The sequence below is a fragment of the Stenotrophomonas sp. YJH_SMC_80 genome, from assembly GCF_059372495.1.
The window spans coordinates 20,130-37,648 of sequence record NZ_JCAFVP010000006.1; the positions used below are offsets into that span (position 1 = coordinate 20,130).

Genomic DNA, 17,519 nt, shown 5'->3' on the forward strand with positions numbered 1-17,519 from the left:
TGCCCCATCCGGCCCCACGGGCTATGGTCCCGGGCTGTTCAGTCGTACCGGATTGCCTCATGTCACCACGCAAAGCCCTTCCCACCGCCCTGGCCCTGGGCCTGACCCTCGCCGCCGGTGCCCACGCCGATGAAGGCATGTGGATGCCGACGCAGCTGCCGGAGCTGGCCAAGCCGCTGCAGGCCGCAGGTTTCAAGGGCAATCCGGCCGACCTGGCCAATGTCACCGCGCCGCCGCTGAGCGCCGTGGTGCGCGCCGGTGGTGGTACCGGTTCGTTCGTGTCCGCCGACGGCCTGCTGCTGACCAACCACCACGTGGCGATGGGCGTGATCCAGTACAACAGCTCGCCCGAGCACGACCTGATCACTGGTGGCTTCATCGCCAACGGCCGTGCCGACGAGCGCCCGGCCAACCCGGACTTCCGCGTGCTGGTCACCGTCGGCTTCGACAAGGTGACCGACCAGGTGCTGGCGCAGGCGCGTGGCAAGACCGGCCGCGCCTACTTCGATGCCGTCGATGCGGCCAGCAAGCAGATCGTGGCCGAGTGCGAGAAGGACGGCAGCGTGCGCTGCTCGGTGGCCAACATGTACTACGGCACCGACTTCTACCGGATCGCCCAGCTGGAACTGAGCGACGTGCGCCTGGTGTACGCGCCGCCGCGTGCGATCGGCAATTACGGCGACGAGATCGACAACTTCATGTGGCCGCGCCACACCGGCGACTTCACCCTGCTGCGCGCCTACGTGGGCAAGGACGGCAAGCCGGCCGCCTACAGCAAGGACAACGTGCCCTACCAGGCCCCGGCACACCTGCAGATGTCGGTGGAAGGCCCGAAGGAAGGCGACTACGCGATGCTGGCCGGTTACCCGGGCATCACCTACCGCCATCGTACCGCGGCCGAATTCGCTGGCCAGATCGATACCGTGCTGCCGCGCCGCGTATCGGTGTTCCAGCAGATGATCGACACCATCGAGGCCGCCAGCGCGAAGGATGCACAGGCGCGCACCCGCTACGCCTCGCAGCTGCAGTCGTTGAAGAACAACCGCAAGCGCGCTGCCGGTGAGCTGGAAGGCCTGCTGCGCAGCGACGCCAAGGCCCAGCGTGCCGCCGACGAGACGGCGATGCTCGCTGCCACCGACCGCAGGTACCAGGGCGACATCAAGGCCTTGCTGGCCAACCTGTCGCAGGGCGCGGCGGTGGGCGAGCGTGACCTGCTGCTGGAGCAGATGGCCGCGCAGAGCCAGCTGCTGCGTTCGGCGTTGCTGCTGGAGCGCCTGCGCATCGAATCGGCCAAGCCGGACGCGCAGCGCGAAAGCGGCTACCAGCAGCGCGACCAGGCGATGATCGAAGGCGTGCTCAAGCAGGTCCAGCGCCGTTACGCACCGGAGGTCGAGAAGGCGCTGCTGACCACCCTGCTGACCCGCTACCAGCAGCTGCCGGACGCGCAGCGCGTGGCCGAGTTCGACGCGGCCTTTGGCCGTACCCCGCAGCAGCTGGCCAAGGCGCTGGATACCCTGTATGCGGGCACCCAGCTGGGTGACGAGGCGCAGCGCCTGTCGCGCTTCGCTGCCGCACGCGAAGGCAAGGCGCTGGCCGCCGATCCGCTGATCGCCGTGGCCGGCCCGCTGGTGGCCGCGCAGCTGCGCATCGAGAACGAGAGCAAGACCCGCGAAGGCGAGCAGCTGCGCCTGCGCCCGGCCTACATGCAGGCGCTGTTCGCCTGGCGTGCCAAGCAGGGCCGCGCCGTGTACCCGGATGCCAACCGCACCCTGCGCATCAGCTACGGCAAGGTGGAGGCGCTGCACCCGCGCGACGGCGTGACCTACTCGCCGGTGACCACCGTGGCCGGCATTGTCGAGAAGAACACCAACGCCTATCCGTTCGATGCACCCAAGCCGCTGCTGGCGGCGATTGCCAAGGGTGACTTCGGCAGCACCGGCGACCCGGCGCTGAAGACCCAGACGGTCAACTTCCTGACCAACCTGGATACCACCGGCGGCAACTCCGGCTCGCCGGTGCTCAACGCCAATGGCGAACTGATCGGCCTGAACTTCGACAGCAACTGGGAATCGGTCAGCGCCAGCTGGTGGTTCGACCCGCGCTACAAGCGCGCCGTGCACGTGGACATGCGCTACCTGCGCTGGCTGCTGGCCAAGGTCTACCCGGCGCCCGAGCTGCTGAAGGAAATGGGCGTGCCGGCCCAATAACGCCGGTACCTGGCAGGTGCCCACCGCTTCCTGGTGGGTGCCCATTGATTCCCGGTAGGTGCCCACTGTCAGTGGGCACGGATGTCCCCGTCACGACCAACGGTCGTGACCCACCAGACGGACCAACGGTCGTGACCCACCACCATGACCTACCCTCACGACCAACGGTCGTGATCTACTGGCCCCTGTTCCGACGGAAATGCACGCGTGGTCTCCAGCTGGATCCTGCTGCTGGTCTCGGTTGCCTATGCCGCGCTGCTGTTCGGCGTGGCGTGGTGGGGTGACCGCCGGCCGATGTATCCCGATCGGCCGTGGCTGCGGCCGGTGGTGTACAGCCTGGCGCTGGCCGTTTACTGCTCGTCGTGGACCTTCTACGGCGCGGTGGGTACGGCCGTGCGCAACGGCATCGGCTACCTGCCGATCTATATCGGTCCGTTGCTGCTGCTTTTGTTCGGCTGGCGCATCATCGAACGCCTGGCGCTGATCGCCCGCAGCCAGAACGTGGTCTCCATCGCCGATTTCATCTCCTCGCGCTTCGGCCGCTCGCGGCGGCTGGCGGCGCTGGTGGCGATCATCGCCCTGATCGGCATCATCCCGTACCTGGCCCTGCAGTACAAAGCGGTGGCGATGAGCCTGCAGGTGCTGACCGGCAACAGCGGCCCGACCGGCTTCTTCACCGATCCGGCGCTGTACGTGGCGCTGCTGATGGCGCTGTTCGCCACCCTGTTCGGCACCCGCCAGGTCGACGCCACCGAGCACCACCACGGCATGATGCTGGCGATCGCCTTCGAATCGGTGATCAAGCTGCTGGCGATGCTGGCCGTGGGCGTGTTCGCCTACCTGTGGCTGAGCAACCGCACCGACGCGGTCGTCGAGTCGGTGCATACGCTGTTCACCGGCCTGCCGCCGGTGGGCTTCATCTCGCAGACCCTGCTCAGCTTCCTGGCCATCATCTGCCTGCCACGCCAGTTCCACGTGGCCGTGGTCGAGTGCGGTGACGTGCGCGACGTACGCCGCGCGCGCTGGATGTTCGGTGGCTACCTGGTACTGATCTCGGGCATGGTGCTGCCGATCGCCACCGCCGGCGTGACCCTGTTCGGCACCGGCGGCAGCGTCGCCGACGACTCGATGGTGCTGGCCCTGCCGCTGGCCGAAGGCCGCAACGCGCTGGCGCTGATCGCCTATGTGGGCGGCTTCTCCGCCGCCACCGGCATGGTCATCGTCTCGTCCATCGCGCTGGCCACCATGGTCAGCAACGATCTGGTGATGCCGGTGCTGCTGCGTCGCAGTGGCGACCATCAGGAGGCCGCCGACGTCGCCTCGCGCGTGCTGTGGATCCGCCGCCTGGCGATCCTGCTGCTGGCGCTGATGGCCTACAGCTACTACCGCACCAGCAGCAACGACAGCACGCTGGCCTCGTATGGCCTGATGGCGTTCGCAGCGGTGGCGCAGTTCGCACCGGGGCTGATCGGCGGCCTGTACTGGCGCGGCGCGAGCCGGCGTGGTGTCGAGGTGGGCATGCTGCTGGGCTTCGCCACCTGGCTGTACACGCTGCTGCTGCCGGCGATGACCATGGCCGGCTGGGTCGATGCTGGCTGGGTGCAGCACGGCCCGTTCGGCATCGAGTGGCTGCGCCCGCAGCAGCTGTTCGGCATGACCGGCTGGGACCCGCTGACCCATGGCACGTTCTGGTCGCTGCTGGTCAATGCGGCGACGATGATGCTGGTGTCCGCGCGCTGGCGGCCCGGTGTGGACGAGCGGCTGCGCGCCGCGCCGTTCCTCGACCCGTATGCCGAGCGCCCGTCGGTGGCCGGTGGCTGGCCCGGTCATGTGCACGTGGGCGACCTGCTGGCACTTGCCTCGCGCGTGGTCGGCGAGCGCCATGCGCGGCGTTCGTTCTTCGAGCAGGCACAGTCGCTGGGCCGCGAGCTGCAATCCTCGGCGCCGGCCGACCGGCCGTGGGTGCAGTTCACCGAACGCCTGCTGGCCGCGTCGATTGGTGCGGCCTCGGCGCGCCTGCTGCTGACCAGCCTGCTGCGCGGCTCGGGCATGGACCTGGGCGAAGTGGTGGCGGTGCTGGACGAAGCCGGGCAGGAACTGCGCTTCAACCGCGAGATCCTGTCGACCACGCTGGAGAACATCAGCGCCGGGGTCAGCGTGGTCGATCCGGACATGCGGCTGACCGCATGGAATCGTCGTTACCAGGACATGTTCGGCTACCCCGACGGCATGCTCTACGTAGGTCGCCCTGTGGCCGACCTGATCCGCTACAACGCCGAGCGCGGCGAGCTGGGCGAGGGTGATATCGAAGTGCAGATCAACCGACGCATCGGCTACATGCGCGCGGGGTCACCGCACGTGTTCGAGCGCACCCGCAGCGATGGCAAGGTGATCGAGATGCGTGGCCAGGCGCTGCCCGGCGGCGGTTACGTGACCAGCTACAACGACATCACCGACTACAAGCACGCGGAAAAGGCCCTGCTGGAAGCCAACGAAACGCTGGAACAGCGCGTGGCCGAGCGTTCGCATGAGGCCGAGGTCGCGCAGCAGTCGAAGACCCGCTTCCTGGCGGCGATCAGCCATGACGTGCTGCAGCCACTGAACGCCGCACGCCTGTTCGCTTCCGCGCTGCGCGACAGCGATCACGTGAGCGATGAGCAGAAGCACCTGGCCGAGCGTGTGGATGCGTCGTTGCGTGCGGCCGAAGAGCTGCTCGATGGCCTGCTGGATGTGTCTCGGCTGGATGCCGGTGGCCTGCACCCGGTGATCGGCGAGTTCGACGTGAGTGCGTTGATGCGTGAGCTGGCCGCGCAGTACACCCCGGTCGCCGCCGGCCGTGGCCTGCGCCTGGACCTGTTCGCGCGACCGGCATGGGTGCGCAGTGATCGCCGCCTGCTGCGCCGCGTGCTGCAGAACTTCCTGGCCAATGCGCTGCGCTACACGCGCCAGGGCCGCATCGTGCTGGCCGTGCGCCAGCGTGGCGACGAGGTGGAACTGCAGGTGTGGGATACCGGCCCCGGTATTCCCGAGCACCACATGCGGCAGATCTTCGACGAGTTCCACCGCTACCAGCAACCGTTCGATTGGGGTGAGCAGGGGTTGGGGCTGGGCCTGTCGATCTGCCAGCGCATCTCGCGCCTGCTTGACCATCGCCTCAATGCGCGCAGCCGGGTCGGCAAGGGATCGATGTTCTCGATCATCCTGCCGCGGGTCGCACCGTTGCCGGGCTACACCGAACTGGCCGCGCCGGTACAGGCCGTCGCCGCGCCGGTGCGCAGCGATTCGCTGGCGGGCCTGCGCGTGCTGTGCGTGGACAACGACGAGGAGATCCTCGACGGCATGCGCGCACTGCTCGGCCGTTGGCAGGTGCAGGTGATCACGGCATCGACGGTGGATCAGGCGTTGGAGAAGGTGGCCGAACGACCACAGGTGATGCTGGTCGACTACCACCTGCACGACCGCATGGATGGCCTGGACGCGCTGGTGGCCCTGCGCGAAGCCGCCGGTTACCCGCTGCCGGGTGCGCTGCTGACCGCCGATGGTCGCGACGAGCTGAAGCGGATGGCGCGCGAGCGTGGCTATCGCGTGCTGACCAAGCCGATCAAGCCGGCCTCGCTGCGCGCCTTCCTCGGCGCGCTGCGCGACGCGCAGTAGTGCCGGCCGCTGGCCGGCAACCACGACGTGAAACCATGCCAGGCAAGCCTGGCATCTACCCAAGCTTCATCGGCCTGGCAGTAGATCCACGCCATGCGTGGATGTGACGTCAGGTAGTGCCGGCCGCTGGCCGGCAACCACGTAATCGCGGAAGCGTTACCCCACGCCGTGCAGGTGCTCGTACAGGATCGTCGCGCCGATGATCACCAGGATCACGCCACCGATGATCTCGGCACGCTTACCCACCATGCTGCCCAGCACGCGGCCGAGCATGATGCCGGCGGTGACCATGGTCAGCGTGCACAGGCCGATGACCGCGGCCATCACGCCGATATGCACGTCCATGAAGGCCAGGCCGATGCCCACCGCCATCGCATCGATGCTGGTGGCGAAACCGGTCAACGCCAGCTTCCAGAAGCCGTGGTGCTGCGAGGGGTCTTCGTCTTCGTCAGCACTGTCCGGGCGCAGGCCGTTGTAGATCATGTGGATGCCCAGCGCGCCGAGCAGGCCGAAGGCGATCCAGTGGTCGAAGGCTTCGACGTACTGCAGCGCGGCGCGGCCGAGCAGCCAGCCGATGATGGGCGTGATCGCCTCGATGACGCCGAAGATGATGCCGGCACGCAGTGCATCGCGGAACACCGGCTTGCGCATGGCCGCACCCTTGCCGATCGCGGCGGCAAAGGCATCGGTGGACATGGCAAAGCCGATCAGGAGGATCGAAATGGGGGACATGGACAGCGGCTGAGGTCGGGCAAGGACGGACGCACGGCTCGCGCTCGCGCCCAACCTGACGTTGCGCGCGCGGGCCGCTGGTCTCGCCAACCATCATGGTTGTCCACGCCACGGCGCACTGGCCGAGTATGTTGACGTGGACGATTCCTGCGAAGGAATCCGGCTACTCCCCAAGGGGACGCGAAGCTTAGCATCGCGATTCGCGCGTGGCGCATTTCCAGCGAAACGCGCAGGCAGGGCTGGTTTGTATAGCGATGGCTATATCGCGAGCGCAGCGGTGCCGGGTAGTGCCGGCCGCTGGCCGGCATGCGCAACGGCGAGAGCGTGCCAAAGCAAGCTTTGCACCTACCGAAGCGGTTTCGGGTGATTTCAGGGGCTGAAGGCGATTGCCGGCCAGCGGCCGGCACTACCTCAATCTTCTTCCGGCGGCAGCACGATGGCGTCGTCGTCGATCGCCAGCTTGCCGGCCATCAGCACGGCCTGGGTGCGGTTGGTCACGCCCAGCTTGCGCAGGATGGCGGTGACGTGGGCCTTGATCGTCGCTTCGGAGACATTGAGGTCGTAGGCGATCTGCTTGTTCAAGCGGCCGGCGCCCAGCATCTGCAGCACGCGGAACTGCTGCGGGGTGAGCTCGCGCAGTCGCTGGCCGACTTCGCGTTCCTCGCGCTCGGTGGGCGGCACGTTGTGCGCTTCCGGCGGCGCCCAGGTCTCGCCATCGAGGATGGTGCCCAGTGCGTGGCCGATGGTGTCCGAATCCGCAGACTTCGGAATGAAGCCCAGCGCGCCGTGGTCGAGCGCGCGGCGCATCACCGTGGCTTCTTCGCGCGCGGACACCACCACCACCGGCAGGTGCGGGTGCAGCGAACGCATGTGCACCAGCGCGTTGAAACCCTGTGCGCCAGGCATGTTGAGGTCCATCAGGACCAGGTCGGCGTCGTTGTGCTGGTCGGCCAGCGCATACAGCGCTTCCACGCTGTCTGCCTCGAACAGCTGCACGCCGGGGATGACCCGCTGCACGGCGCCGCGCAGGGCTTCGCGGAACAGCGGGTGGTCATCGGCAATCAGGAGGGTGGTCATGGTCGGGGGGAACCGTGGGGGAAAGCAGATGGGGTCAGAGCCCTTTCATTGCGGAAAGGGATCCGACCCCGGTCGTACATCAGCGCACCTTGCGCTCGTCCACCAGTGACGCCACCACCGACGGATCAGCCAGGGTCGAGGTGTCGCCGAGCTGGTCCGGCGCGTTCTCGGCGATCTTGCGCAGGATGCGGCGCATGATCTTGCCCGAACGGGTCTTCGGCAGGCCCGGCGCCCACTGCAGGTGGTCGGGCGTGGCGATCGGGCCGATCTCCTTGCGCACCCAGGCGATCAGCTCCTTGTGCAGCTCGTCGCTCGGTGCCTCTTCGGCCACCAGGGTGACGTAGGCGTAGATGCCCTGGCCCTTCACGTCGTGCGGGAAGCCGACCACGGCCGCCTCGGCCACCTTCGGGTGCGAAACCAGCGCGCTTTCCACTTCAGCGGTGCCGATGCGGTGGCCAGACACGTTGATCACGTCGTCGACGCGGCCGGTGATCCAGTAATAGCCGTCCTCTTCGCGGCGGCAACCGTCACCGGTGAAGTAGCTGCCCGGGTAGGTGCGGAAATAGGTATCGATGAAACGCTGGTGGTCGCCGTACACCGTGCGCATCTGGCCCGGCCAGGAATCACGGATGATCAGGTTGCCCTCGGTCGGGCCGTCCTGGATCTCGCCATCGGCATTGACCAGCGCCGGCTGCACGCCGAAGAAGGGCAGGGTGGCCGATCCCGGCTTGAGATCCATCGCGCCGGCCAGCGGCGAGATCAGGATGCCGCCGGTTTCGGTCTGCCACCAGGTATCGACGATCGGGCAGCGGCTGCCGCCAACCACCTCGTAGTACCAGCGCCAGGCTTCCGGGTTGATCGGCTCGCCGACGCTGCCGAGCAGGCGCAGCGAGGCGCGCGAGGTCTTCTTCACCGGCTCGTCGCCCTCGCGCATCAGCGCACGGATGGCGGTCGGGGCGGTGTAGAAGATGCTGACCTTGTGCTTGTCGATGACGTTCCAGAAGCGCGAGGTGTCCGGGTAATTCGGCACGCCTTCGAACATCAGCGAGGTCGCGCCGTTGGCCAGCGGCCCGTACACGATGTAGCTGTGGCCGGTGACCCAGCCGACGTCGGCGGTGCACCAGTAGATGTCGTCCTCGCGCAGGTCGAACACCGCTTCATGGGTGTAGGCCGCGTACAGCAGGTAACCGCCGGTGGTGTGCAGCACGCCCTTCGGCTTGCCAGTGGAACCGGAGGTGTAGAGGATGAACAGCGGGTCTTCCGCGTTCATGCGTTCCGGTTCGCAGGTGGACGGCTGGCTGTCCACCACATCGTGGAACCAGCGGTCGCGCGGGGCCTGCATGTCCACCGCGCCGCCGGTGTGGCGCACCACCAGCACGGTTTCAACCGTGTTCGTGCCCGGCAGCTTCAGCGCGGCATCGACGTTGGCCTTCAGTGGAATCTTTCGACCACCACGCAGGCCCTCGTCGGCGGTGATGATCAGCTTGCTCTGGCAGTCGCTGACGCGGTCGGCGATCGAGTTCGGTGCGAAGCCACCGAACACCACCGAGTGGATCGCACCGATGCGCGCGCAGGCCAGCATGGCCACCGCGGCGTCGACGATCATCGGCAGGTAGATGGTGACGCGGTCGCCCTTCTTGACCCCGAGGTTGCGCAGCGCGTTGCCGAGGCGGCAGGTGCGCCCGTACAGCTCGCGATAGGTCACATGCCGGGCCGGTGCATCCGGGCCGTCCGGCTCGAACAGCAGGGCGGTCTTGTCGCCGCGCGTTTCCAGCTGGCGGTCCAGGCAGTTCACGCTGGCATTGAGCTCGCCATCTTCGAACCACTTGATGTGGAAGTCGGACAGGTCGTAGCTGACGTTCTTGATCCTGGTCGGCTTGCGCATCCACTGCAGGCGCTCGGCGGCCTTGCCCCAGAAACCATCCGGGTCGGTCACCGAAGCCTGGTACTGCTGTTCGTACGACGTCTTGTCGATGCGTGCCTTGGCGGCGAATTGCGGATCGACGGGGTAGATATCAGCCATGGCACCCTCACTTGCACGTTGACTTTGTATGTGCGGTCGCAGCATCGCAGCGACCGATCCCCTTCAGTTTGCCCCATCCACCCCCGGCCGCGTCACCACTCTGGTTAGACCATGGTCGAAAGTGAGCGCCCAGCAGGGCCGGGTTCGACCAATGGCGAATAGCCGCTATACATAATCGCCCCGCAGTCTCGGCTCGACCGTGCCCCACGCGCGGCATCACCTTGCCACTTGGGAGAGAGGGCAACATGAGCCACCGTACGTTGAAAGCCGTGCGCACACCTTTGGCGGCCTGCCTGTTGGTCGCCCTGGTCGCACCGGGCATGGCGTTCGCTGAGACCGCCAAAGAGAAAGCGCTGGAAGCACGCGTTGCCGAACTGGAACGCCAGGTCCAGCTGCTGCTGTCTTCGCAGCAACAACAACAGACCCAGATCAGCCAGACCCAGCAGGCGGTGACCGAAGTGCGCACGGTGCAGGCCGGGCAGAAGCCGGTCGCCTCGGTGCCGGCCGGCAAGCAGCCGATCCAGGTCACCACCATCACCCCGGGCGCGGCGCCGGGCACCACGGTCAAGATCGGTGGCTTCATCAAGGCCGACTTCCTGGCCACCCAGACCAGCGATGGTCAGCTGGCCGACGACGCCACCGGCCGCTCGCTATACCTGCCGGGCCAGACCCCGGTGGAAGGCGCCGGCGGCAGCGGCAAGCGTTCGGGCACCGACTTCAACGCCCATGCCAAGTTCTCGCGCTTCAACCTGGGCATCGACAACGTGAGCGAATCGGGCAACAAGGCCGGTGCGTTCTTCGAGATGGACTTCTTCGGCAACTCGCTGGGCAACCAGACCGCCACCAATACCTACGGCGTGACCCTGCGTCATGCCTACATGTACTGGAACAACTGGATGGCCGGCCAGACCTGGTCCAACTTCATGGACGCGGCCGCGCTGCCCGAAGCGGTCGACTTCGTCGGGCCCACCGACGGCGTGATCTTCGTGCGCCAGGCCCAGGTGCGCTACACCCAGGGTGGCTTCAGCGTCGCGCTGGAAAACCCGGAAACCACCACCCTTACCGGTACCCGCAACCCGGTCACCGGCGCCTGGACCAACACCAGCGCCAACTCCGACCGTGGCAGCCTGCCTGACCTGACCCTGCGCTATGGCTGGAAGGGTGACTGGGGCACCTTCGGTGTCGGCGGCATCGTCCGTCAGCTGAAGGTCGACAACCAGGCCACCGGCGCCAAGGCCGACAAGGTGGCTGGCGGCCTGACCCTGGGCGGCAAATGGGTGATGGGCGACAGCGATTCGCTGCACTACCAGCTGACCGGCGGCGAAGGCATCGCCCGCTACATCGGTCTGGGCATCACCGCCGACAGTGCCTACGACGTGGCCCGCGACGAGCTCAACCCGACCGGCGTGCTGGCCGGCTACGTGGGCTGGCGGCATGCGTTCTCACCGAAGCTGCGCACCAACCTGATCTATGCGCGCAGCGACTACGACAACGACAGCATCCTCGGCCCGCTGGTGACCAAGAGCGTGCAGAGCATCCGCGGCAACATCTTCTATTCGCCGCTGCCCAAGGTCGATATCGGCGCCGAACTGATGTACGGCCGTCGCGAAGTGGAGAACGGCAACAAGGGTGACATCACCCGATTGCAGTTCACCACGAAGTACAGCTTCTAAGAGCGTGCCGGCCAGCGGCCGGCACCTACCGAGATGGGGTGCCGGCCAAGGTCGGCATCTACCGAGATGGGGTGCCGGCCAAGGTCGGCACCTACCGAGATGGAGTGCCGGCCAAGGTCGGCATCTACCGAGATGGGGTGCCGACCAACGGTCGGCACCCACCAACAACGATTGCTTCGGAGGGGAAGCGTCCCATGTCCAGTACACCCAGCACCGCACATAAAGCGGGCACCCTGACCAAGGGCCACAAGAAGGTCATCTTCGCCTCGAGCCTCGGCACGGTCTTCGAGTGGTATGACTTCTTCCTGTACGGCTCGCTCGCGGCCATCATCGCCAAGCAGTTCTTCAGCGGCGTCAATGAAACCACGGGCATGATCTTCGCCCTGCTGGCGTTTGCCGCCGGCTTCTTCGTGCGTCCGTTCGGCGCGGCCTTCTTCGGCAGCCTCGGCGACCGCATCGGCCGCAAGTACACCTTCCTGGTCACCATCCTGATCATGGGCATCTCGACCTTCCTGGTTGGCGTGCTGCCCAACTACGCCTCGATCGGCTTCGCCGCACCGGTGATCCTGATCATTCTGCGCCTGGCCCAGGGCCTGGCGATGGGTGGCGAGTACGGCGGTGCCGCCACCTACGTGGCCGAGCATGCGCCGGATGACAAGCGCGGCCTGTACACCAGCTTCATCCAGTGCACCGCCACGCTCGGCCTGTTCATGTCGCTGCTGATCATCCTGGCCTGCCGCTACTTCCTGGGCAATGAGGCCTTCGAAGCCTGGGGCTGGCGCATTCCGTTCCTGGTCTCGATCCTGCTGCTGGGCGTGTCCGTATGGATCCGCCTGCAGCTGAGCGAGTCGCCGCTGTTCCAGCAGATGAAGTCCGAGGGCAAGGGCTCCAAGACCCCGTTCCGTGACAGCCTGAAGGGCGGCAACCTGAAGCTGATGCTGCTGGTCCTGCTCGGCGCTGCAGCCGGCCAGGCCGTGGTCTGGTACGGCGGCCAGTTCTACGCGCTGTTCTTCCTCAGCAGCATGCTGAAGGTCGATGCCACCACCTCCTACCTGCTGATCGCCGCCGCGCTGGCGCTGGGCGTGCCGTTCTTCATCTTCTTCGGCTGGCTGTCCGACCGTATCGGCCGCAAGAAGATCATCCTGGCCGGCTGCCTGCTGGCGGCTGTTACCTACATCCCGATCTTCAAGGGCCTGACCCACTTCGCCAACCCGGCCATCGAAGAAGCCCGCAGCAGTTCGCCGGCCCTGGTCGTCGCCGATCCGAACACCTGTTCATTCCAGTTCGATCCGGTGGGCCTGCGCAAGTTCACCAGCTCCTGCGACGTGGCTACCGCCGCGCTGACCAAGGCTGGTGTGCCGTACGACGTACAGCCCGCTGCCGCCGGTTCGCTGGCGATGGTGAACGTGGGCAGTGCCAGCGTCACCTCGTATGAGGCCGCTGGCCTGACCAAGGAAGAAGGCAAGGCCAAGGCCGATGCATTCGGTGCGGAACTGAAGACCGCCCTGACCACCGCCGGCTACCCGGCCAAGGCTGATGGCGCCCGCATCAACATCGCCGGCACCATCTTCATGCTGTGGCTGCTGGTGCTTTACGTGACCATGGTCTACGGCCCGATTGCCGCTTATCTGGTCGAACTGTTCCCGACCCGCATCCGCTACACCTCGATGTCGCTGCCGTACCACATCGGCAACGGCTGGTTCGGTGGCTTCCTGCCGGCGATCTCGTTCGCGCTGGTGGCCGGTACCGGCAACCTGTACTACGGCCTGTGGTACCCCATCATCATTGCGCTGATGTCGGTGGTGATCGGCGGCCTGTTCCTGCGTGAGACCAAGGACGTGGATATCACCAAGTAACCGGTGTGCCGACCAACGGTCGGCACTCACCGGGTTTCAGGGGCCGCGGTGCAGACCGCGGCCTTTCTGTTTGTGGGGTGTGCCCACTCGGCTCGCATTCCGGTAGTGCCGGCCGCTGGCCGGGAACGGCTTTATGTCCGCGGAGATTCATGAGGTTGCCGGCCAGCGGCCGGCACTACCATTGGGTTGCGCAGCACCCCGTATAGTCGGCCCATGACCACCACTACGCCGGAAGACCTCCCCGCCCTCCTGCACACCCTGCGCAGCGCCTGGCAGTCGCAGCGCCCGTCGCTGGACCAGCGCGAAGCTGACCTGCGCCGCCTGCGCGAGGCGCTGAAGCCACGCCTGGACGAAATGGCCCAGGCCATCGCCGAAGACTTCGGCCATCGCGCCCGCGTTGAATCGAAACTGGCCGATGGCATGAGCGTGCTGTCGGCCATCGACCACCTGCGTCGCCACCTGCGGCGCTGGTCGAAGCCGCAGCGGGCATCGGCGGGATGGAAGTTGTGGCCAGCGCGCGCGCAGCTGCGGCCGACGCCGCTGGGCGTGGTCGGGGTGATCTCGCCCTGGAACTACCCGGTCACGCTGGCATTGGTGCCTTTGGCCACCGCCATCGCTGCGGGCAACCACGTACTGCTGAAGCCTTCGGAACACACACCACGCACCAGTGCATTCCTGGCCGATCTGCTGGCCAGTGTGTTCCCGCCCGATCGCGTGGCGGTGGTGCAGGGCGGGGCGGATGTGGCGGCGGCGGTGTCCTCGCTGCCGCTGGACCATCTGTTGTTCACCGGTTCGACGGCGGTCGGCCGCAAGGTGATGGCCGCCGCGGCTGAGCATCTGGTACCGGTCACGCTGGAGCTGGGCGGCAAGTCGCCGGCGATTGTCTGTCGCGATTTCCCGCTGGACAAAGCCGCTGCGCGGCTGGCCACCGGCAAGTGGTTCAACGCGGGCCAGACCTGCATCGCGCCGGATTACGTGCTGATCGATACCGTTCGCCAGCGCGAATTCGTACAGGCGCTGCAGCAGCAGGTGCGCGAGCGCTATGGCGACTTCAGCGATGCCGACGACTACACCCGCATCATCAATGAAGGTCAGTACCGGCGCCTGCAGGGCTATCTGGCACAGGCGCGGCAACGCGGGGTGCCGGTGATTCCGTTGGCGCAGGTGGATGACGCGCGCGCCGACCGCGAGCGCCTGCTGGTGCCGACCGTGGTGCTGGACCCGCCGGACGACCTGGACCTGATGCGCGAGGAGGTCTTCGGCCCGATCCTTCCGGTGCGGGCCTACCCGGATCTGGAGGCGGCGCTGGCGGACGTGCTGTCCCGCGACCGGCCGCTGGCGCTCTATCCCTTCAGCCACGACCGCGCGGCGGTGGAGCGCATCCTCGGCCAGGTGGTGGCCGGCGGGGTGACGGTGAATGACACGCTGCTGCACTTCGCCGCCGATGGCCTGCCGTTTGGCGGGGTAGGGGCCAGCGGCATGGGCGCGTACCACGGCCGGGCCGGGTTCGATGCGATGAGCAAGCGGCTGCCGGTGCTGTGGCAGTCGCGCTGGGCGGCCAGCGACCGGCTGCGGCCGCCGTATTCGAAGATTGCGGGGTTGTTGAAGCTGCTGCTTCGGTAGTGCCGGCCGCTGGCCGGCAACCGCATGGACCGTCGGCAAGACCCTGCAGTTGCCGGCCAGCGACCGGCACTACCGGTGGGTGCCAGCCTTGGTTGGCACGCGGGGGCCGTGCGCCAACCAAGGCTGGCGTCTACCAAAGCTGGCCCGGGTAGAATGCCTGCATGAAGATCGCCTCGTGGAACGTCAATTCGCTCAATGTCCGCCTGCCGCACCTGGAGCAGTGGCTCAGGGAGTTCGGCCCGGACATCGTCGGTATCCAGGAAACCAAGCTGGAGGACCACAAGTTCCCCGATTCTGCGCTGATCGCCGCCGGCTACCGCAGCGTGTTCGCCGGCCAGAAGACCTACAACGGCGTGGCGCTGCTGTCGCGTGAGCCGGCGCAGGACGTGCAGATCGGCATTCCCGGCTTCGAGGACGAACAGAAGCGCGTCATTGCCGGTACCTTCGGCGACCTGCGGGTAATCAACCTGTACGTGGTCAATGGCCAGGACATCGGCACCGACAAGTACGACTACAAGCTGCGCTGGCTCGAGGCGGTGCATGCCTGGATCGCCGAAGAACTGCAGCGGCATCCGAAGCTGATCGTGATGGGTGACTTCAACATCGCCCCGGACGCGCGCGATGTGCACGACCCGGAGGTGTGGAACGACAACCACATCCTGACCTCCACCGCCGAGCGCGGCGCGCTCAACAAGCTGCTGCAGCTGGGTCTGCACGATGGCTTCCGCCTGCACAACGACGAGGCGGGCACCTTCAGCTGGTGGGATTACCGTGCCGCCGGCTTCCGCCGCAACCTGGGCCTGCGCATCGACCTGACCCTGGTCTCCGATGCGTTGAAGGGCAGCGCGGTGGCCTCGGGCATCGACCGCGCGCCGCGCACCTGGGAACGCCCGAGCGACCATGCGCCGGCCTGGGTGCAGATCGGTTGAACGAACAGGGCCCGACGATTGCCGGGCCCGTTCTGGAACATCTGCCGGCCAGTGGCCGACGCTACCCTCGGATCACCGTATGCTCTTGCGGGTGAACAGGTTGACGATCGCCAGCAGGATCACCGCGCCGATCAGCGAGAACAGGAAGGTGCGGATGGTGATCGCTTCGTTGATGCCGCCGCCGAACAGCCAGCCGGAAATCAGCGCGCCGACGATGCCGACCACGATGTTGAGGATGATGCCCTGCTGGGCATCGCGCTTCATGATGATGCTGGCCAGCCAGCCTACGATGCCGCCGACGATCAGCCAGATGATGATGCCCATGATCGAACCTCCGGTGGGAAACTGTGACCAGTTGACGCGCACGGCCGTGAACCCGTCGTGCAATTGCGTGATGGGCGCGTGCGGATGAGCCTGCCAGCCACCCTCGACGGCCCGTGGCGCTTCGGTCCGGTAACGGTCTGGCGGCGTCCGCACGTGCCGGGCCAGCGCGGTGAACCGCAGGCCCGGCAGGTACTGGCGCAGGCGCTGGGCACCGATCCGCAGACGCTGCCCCTGGTCCGTGACGACAAGGGCCGGCCGGAGCTGAGCGGCCCGTTGGCCCACTACGGGACCGGCTGGAGCCACAGCGGTGAGGTGCTGCTGGTGGCGCTGGGCGAAGGCGTGCGGCTGGGCGTAGACCTGGAACTGCTGCGGCCGCGGCCGCGTCTTCTGGAAATCGTGCGGCGCTTCTTCCACCCGCAGGAGGTGGCCTGGCTGGAACGCCTGGACGAGGCCGACCGCGAGCACTGGTTCTTCCGCGTGTGGTGCGTCAAGGAAGCCATCCTGAAGGCGCACGGCCAGGGCATCTCGTTCGGCCTGCACCGCCTGCAGCTGGCGCCGGGGGCCGATGGCGCCCTGCACCTGCGCTGGTGCGACCCGGAACTGGGCGAGGCCGCGCGCTGGCACCTGCACGAATGGCAGGCCACCGGCCAGTTCCGTGCGGCGTTGGCCTGGTATCCGCACTGAAGCGGGGAATCAGCGCGCAAAACCGGCGATAATGTCGACATGAGCGAACACCCACTTCCCGCCAGCGTGGCTGCCACGCTGGAACAGGGCCTGGCCAGCATGGGCCTGGACGCCGCGCTGGCGCCGCCGCTGCTGCGCTACCTGGCCCTGCTGCACCGCTGGAACGGCACCTACAACCTCACCGCCATCCGCGACCCGCAGGAGATGGTTACCCGCCACCTGCTCGATTCGCTGGCGATGCAGCCGTTCGTGGCTGATGGCAGCCTGGCCGACCTCGGTACCGGTCCCGGGTTGCCCGGCATCCCGCTGGCGATCGCCTGCCCGGGCCTGCAGGTCACCCTGGTGGAGAGCAACGGCAAGAAGGCGCGCTTCATGCGCGAGGCCGTGCGCCAGCTCGGCCTGGGCAACGCCCGCGTGGCCGAATCGCGGGCCGAAGCGCTGGACGAGGCCGGTCGTTACGACCAGCTGACCGCGCGCGCAATGGATACCCTGGCTGGCATCGTCCGCGTCGGCGGCCATCTGCTGCGCCCCGGTGGCGTGCTGCTGGCCATGAAGGGCGTCTACCCGCATGAGGAGATCGCGGAACTGCCGGCTGGCTGGCAGGTGCGTGAGGTGACCCCGCTGAGCGTGCCCGGCCTGGCCGGCGAACGCCACCTGGTCACCGTTACAGGTCCCTGATTTTCGCCGCCAGCCCTTTGTGGAACAACGGGTTGGCGATCCACGATTTCCGCAAGGGG

General features: G+C 67.1%; 12 protein-coding genes and 1 riboswitch. Of the genes, 8 read left to right on the forward strand and 4 right to left on the reverse strand.

Features of this window, described 5'->3' with window-relative positions; genetic code table 11:
* Positions 1 to 59: 59 nt before the first annotated feature.
* Positions 60 to 2,207, forward strand: coding sequence for a S46 family peptidase (locus AC5P99_RS11955; protein ID WP_099605349.1), 2,148 nt, complete (start codon positions 60 to 62; stop codon positions 2,205 to 2,207).
* Between the two features lie 207 nt (positions 2,208 to 2,414).
* The gene (locus AC5P99_RS11960) at positions 2,415 to 5,861 is read left to right on the forward strand and encodes a hybrid sensor histidine kinase/response regulator (RefSeq protein WP_033835356.1); all 3,447 of its coding nucleotides are present in this window, start codon (positions 2,415 to 2,417) and stop codon (positions 5,859 to 5,861) included.
* Between the two features lie 156 nt (positions 5,862 to 6,017).
* Here the strand turns inward: AC5P99_RS11960 and AC5P99_RS11965 are convergent, their stop codons facing one another.
* From AC5P99_RS11965 to acs, 3 genes are all read right to left on the reverse strand, one after another.
* The gene (locus AC5P99_RS11965) at positions 6,018 to 6,593 is read right to left on the reverse strand and encodes a manganese efflux pump MntP (protein WP_049449888.1); all 576 of its coding nucleotides are present in this window, start codon (positions 6,591 to 6,593) and stop codon (positions 6,018 to 6,020) included.
* 88 nt (positions 6,594 to 6,681) lie between these two features.
* A riboswitch (yybP-ykoY riboswitch) is annotated at positions 6,682 to 6,771 on the reverse strand.
* A 233-nt stretch (positions 6,772 to 7,004) separates the two neighbouring features.
* Positions 7,005 to 7,670, reverse strand: coding sequence for a response regulator transcription factor (locus tag AC5P99_RS11970; protein WP_005411662.1), 666 nt, complete (start codon positions 7,668 to 7,670; stop codon positions 7,005 to 7,007).
* Between the two features lie 79 nt (positions 7,671 to 7,749).
* Positions 7,750 to 9,693, reverse strand: coding sequence for an acetate--CoA ligase (gene acs / locus AC5P99_RS11975; RefSeq protein ID WP_495213188.1), 1,944 nt, complete (start codon positions 9,691 to 9,693; stop codon positions 7,750 to 7,752).
* Between the two features lie 245 nt (positions 9,694 to 9,938).
* On the opposite strand from acs, the gene AC5P99_RS11980 reads away from it, so the two are divergent.
* The 4 genes from AC5P99_RS11980 (at position 9,939) to xth (ending at position 15,774) form a co-directional block, all read left to right on the forward strand.
* A complete protein-coding gene (locus AC5P99_RS11980) occupies positions 9,939 to 11,366 on the forward strand; it encodes a DcaP family trimeric outer membrane transporter (protein ID WP_005411660.1) in 1,428 nt (475 codons plus the stop codon).
* 194 nt (positions 11,367 to 11,560) lie between these two features.
* On the forward strand, positions 11,561 to 13,222 hold the full coding sequence (locus tag AC5P99_RS11985; RefSeq protein WP_057494016.1) for an MFS transporter: 1,662 nt from the start codon (positions 11,561 to 11,563) through the stop codon (positions 13,220 to 13,222).
* A 213-nt stretch (positions 13,223 to 13,435) separates the two neighbouring features.
* On the forward strand, positions 13,436 to 14,845 hold the full coding sequence (locus AC5P99_RS11990) for a coniferyl aldehyde dehydrogenase (protein ID WP_088437078.1): 1,410 nt from the start codon (positions 13,436 to 13,438) through the stop codon (positions 14,843 to 14,845).
* Between the two features lie 161 nt (positions 14,846 to 15,006).
* Positions 15,007 to 15,774 carry an exodeoxyribonuclease III gene (gene xth / locus AC5P99_RS11995; protein ID WP_049449879.1) on the forward strand — a complete coding sequence of 256 codons (768 nt, stop codon included), beginning with the start codon at positions 15,007 to 15,009 and terminating at the stop codon, positions 15,772 to 15,774.
* 72 nt (positions 15,775 to 15,846) lie between these two features.
* Here the strand turns inward: xth and AC5P99_RS12000 are convergent, their stop codons facing one another.
* Positions 15,847 to 16,098 (reverse strand): GlsB/YeaQ/YmgE family stress response membrane protein, encoded by a 252-nt coding sequence (locus tag AC5P99_RS12000; RefSeq protein WP_005411656.1) that lies wholly within the window; start codon positions 16,096 to 16,098, stop codon positions 15,847 to 15,849.
* Positions 16,099 to 16,182: 84 nt separating this feature from the next.
* On the opposite strand from AC5P99_RS12000, the gene AC5P99_RS12005 reads away from it, so the two are divergent.
* Positions 16,183 to 16,782, forward strand: coding sequence for a 4'-phosphopantetheinyl transferase family protein (locus tag AC5P99_RS12005; protein ID WP_033835351.1), 600 nt, complete (start codon positions 16,183 to 16,185; stop codon positions 16,780 to 16,782).
* A 39-nt stretch (positions 16,783 to 16,821) separates the two neighbouring features.
* Entirely contained in the window at positions 16,822 to 17,460 is a 639-nt protein-coding gene (gene rsmG / locus AC5P99_RS12010; RefSeq protein ID WP_012481632.1) for a 16S rRNA (guanine(527)-N(7))-methyltransferase RsmG, read from the forward strand.
* Positions 17,461 to 17,519: the final 59 nt, after the last annotated feature.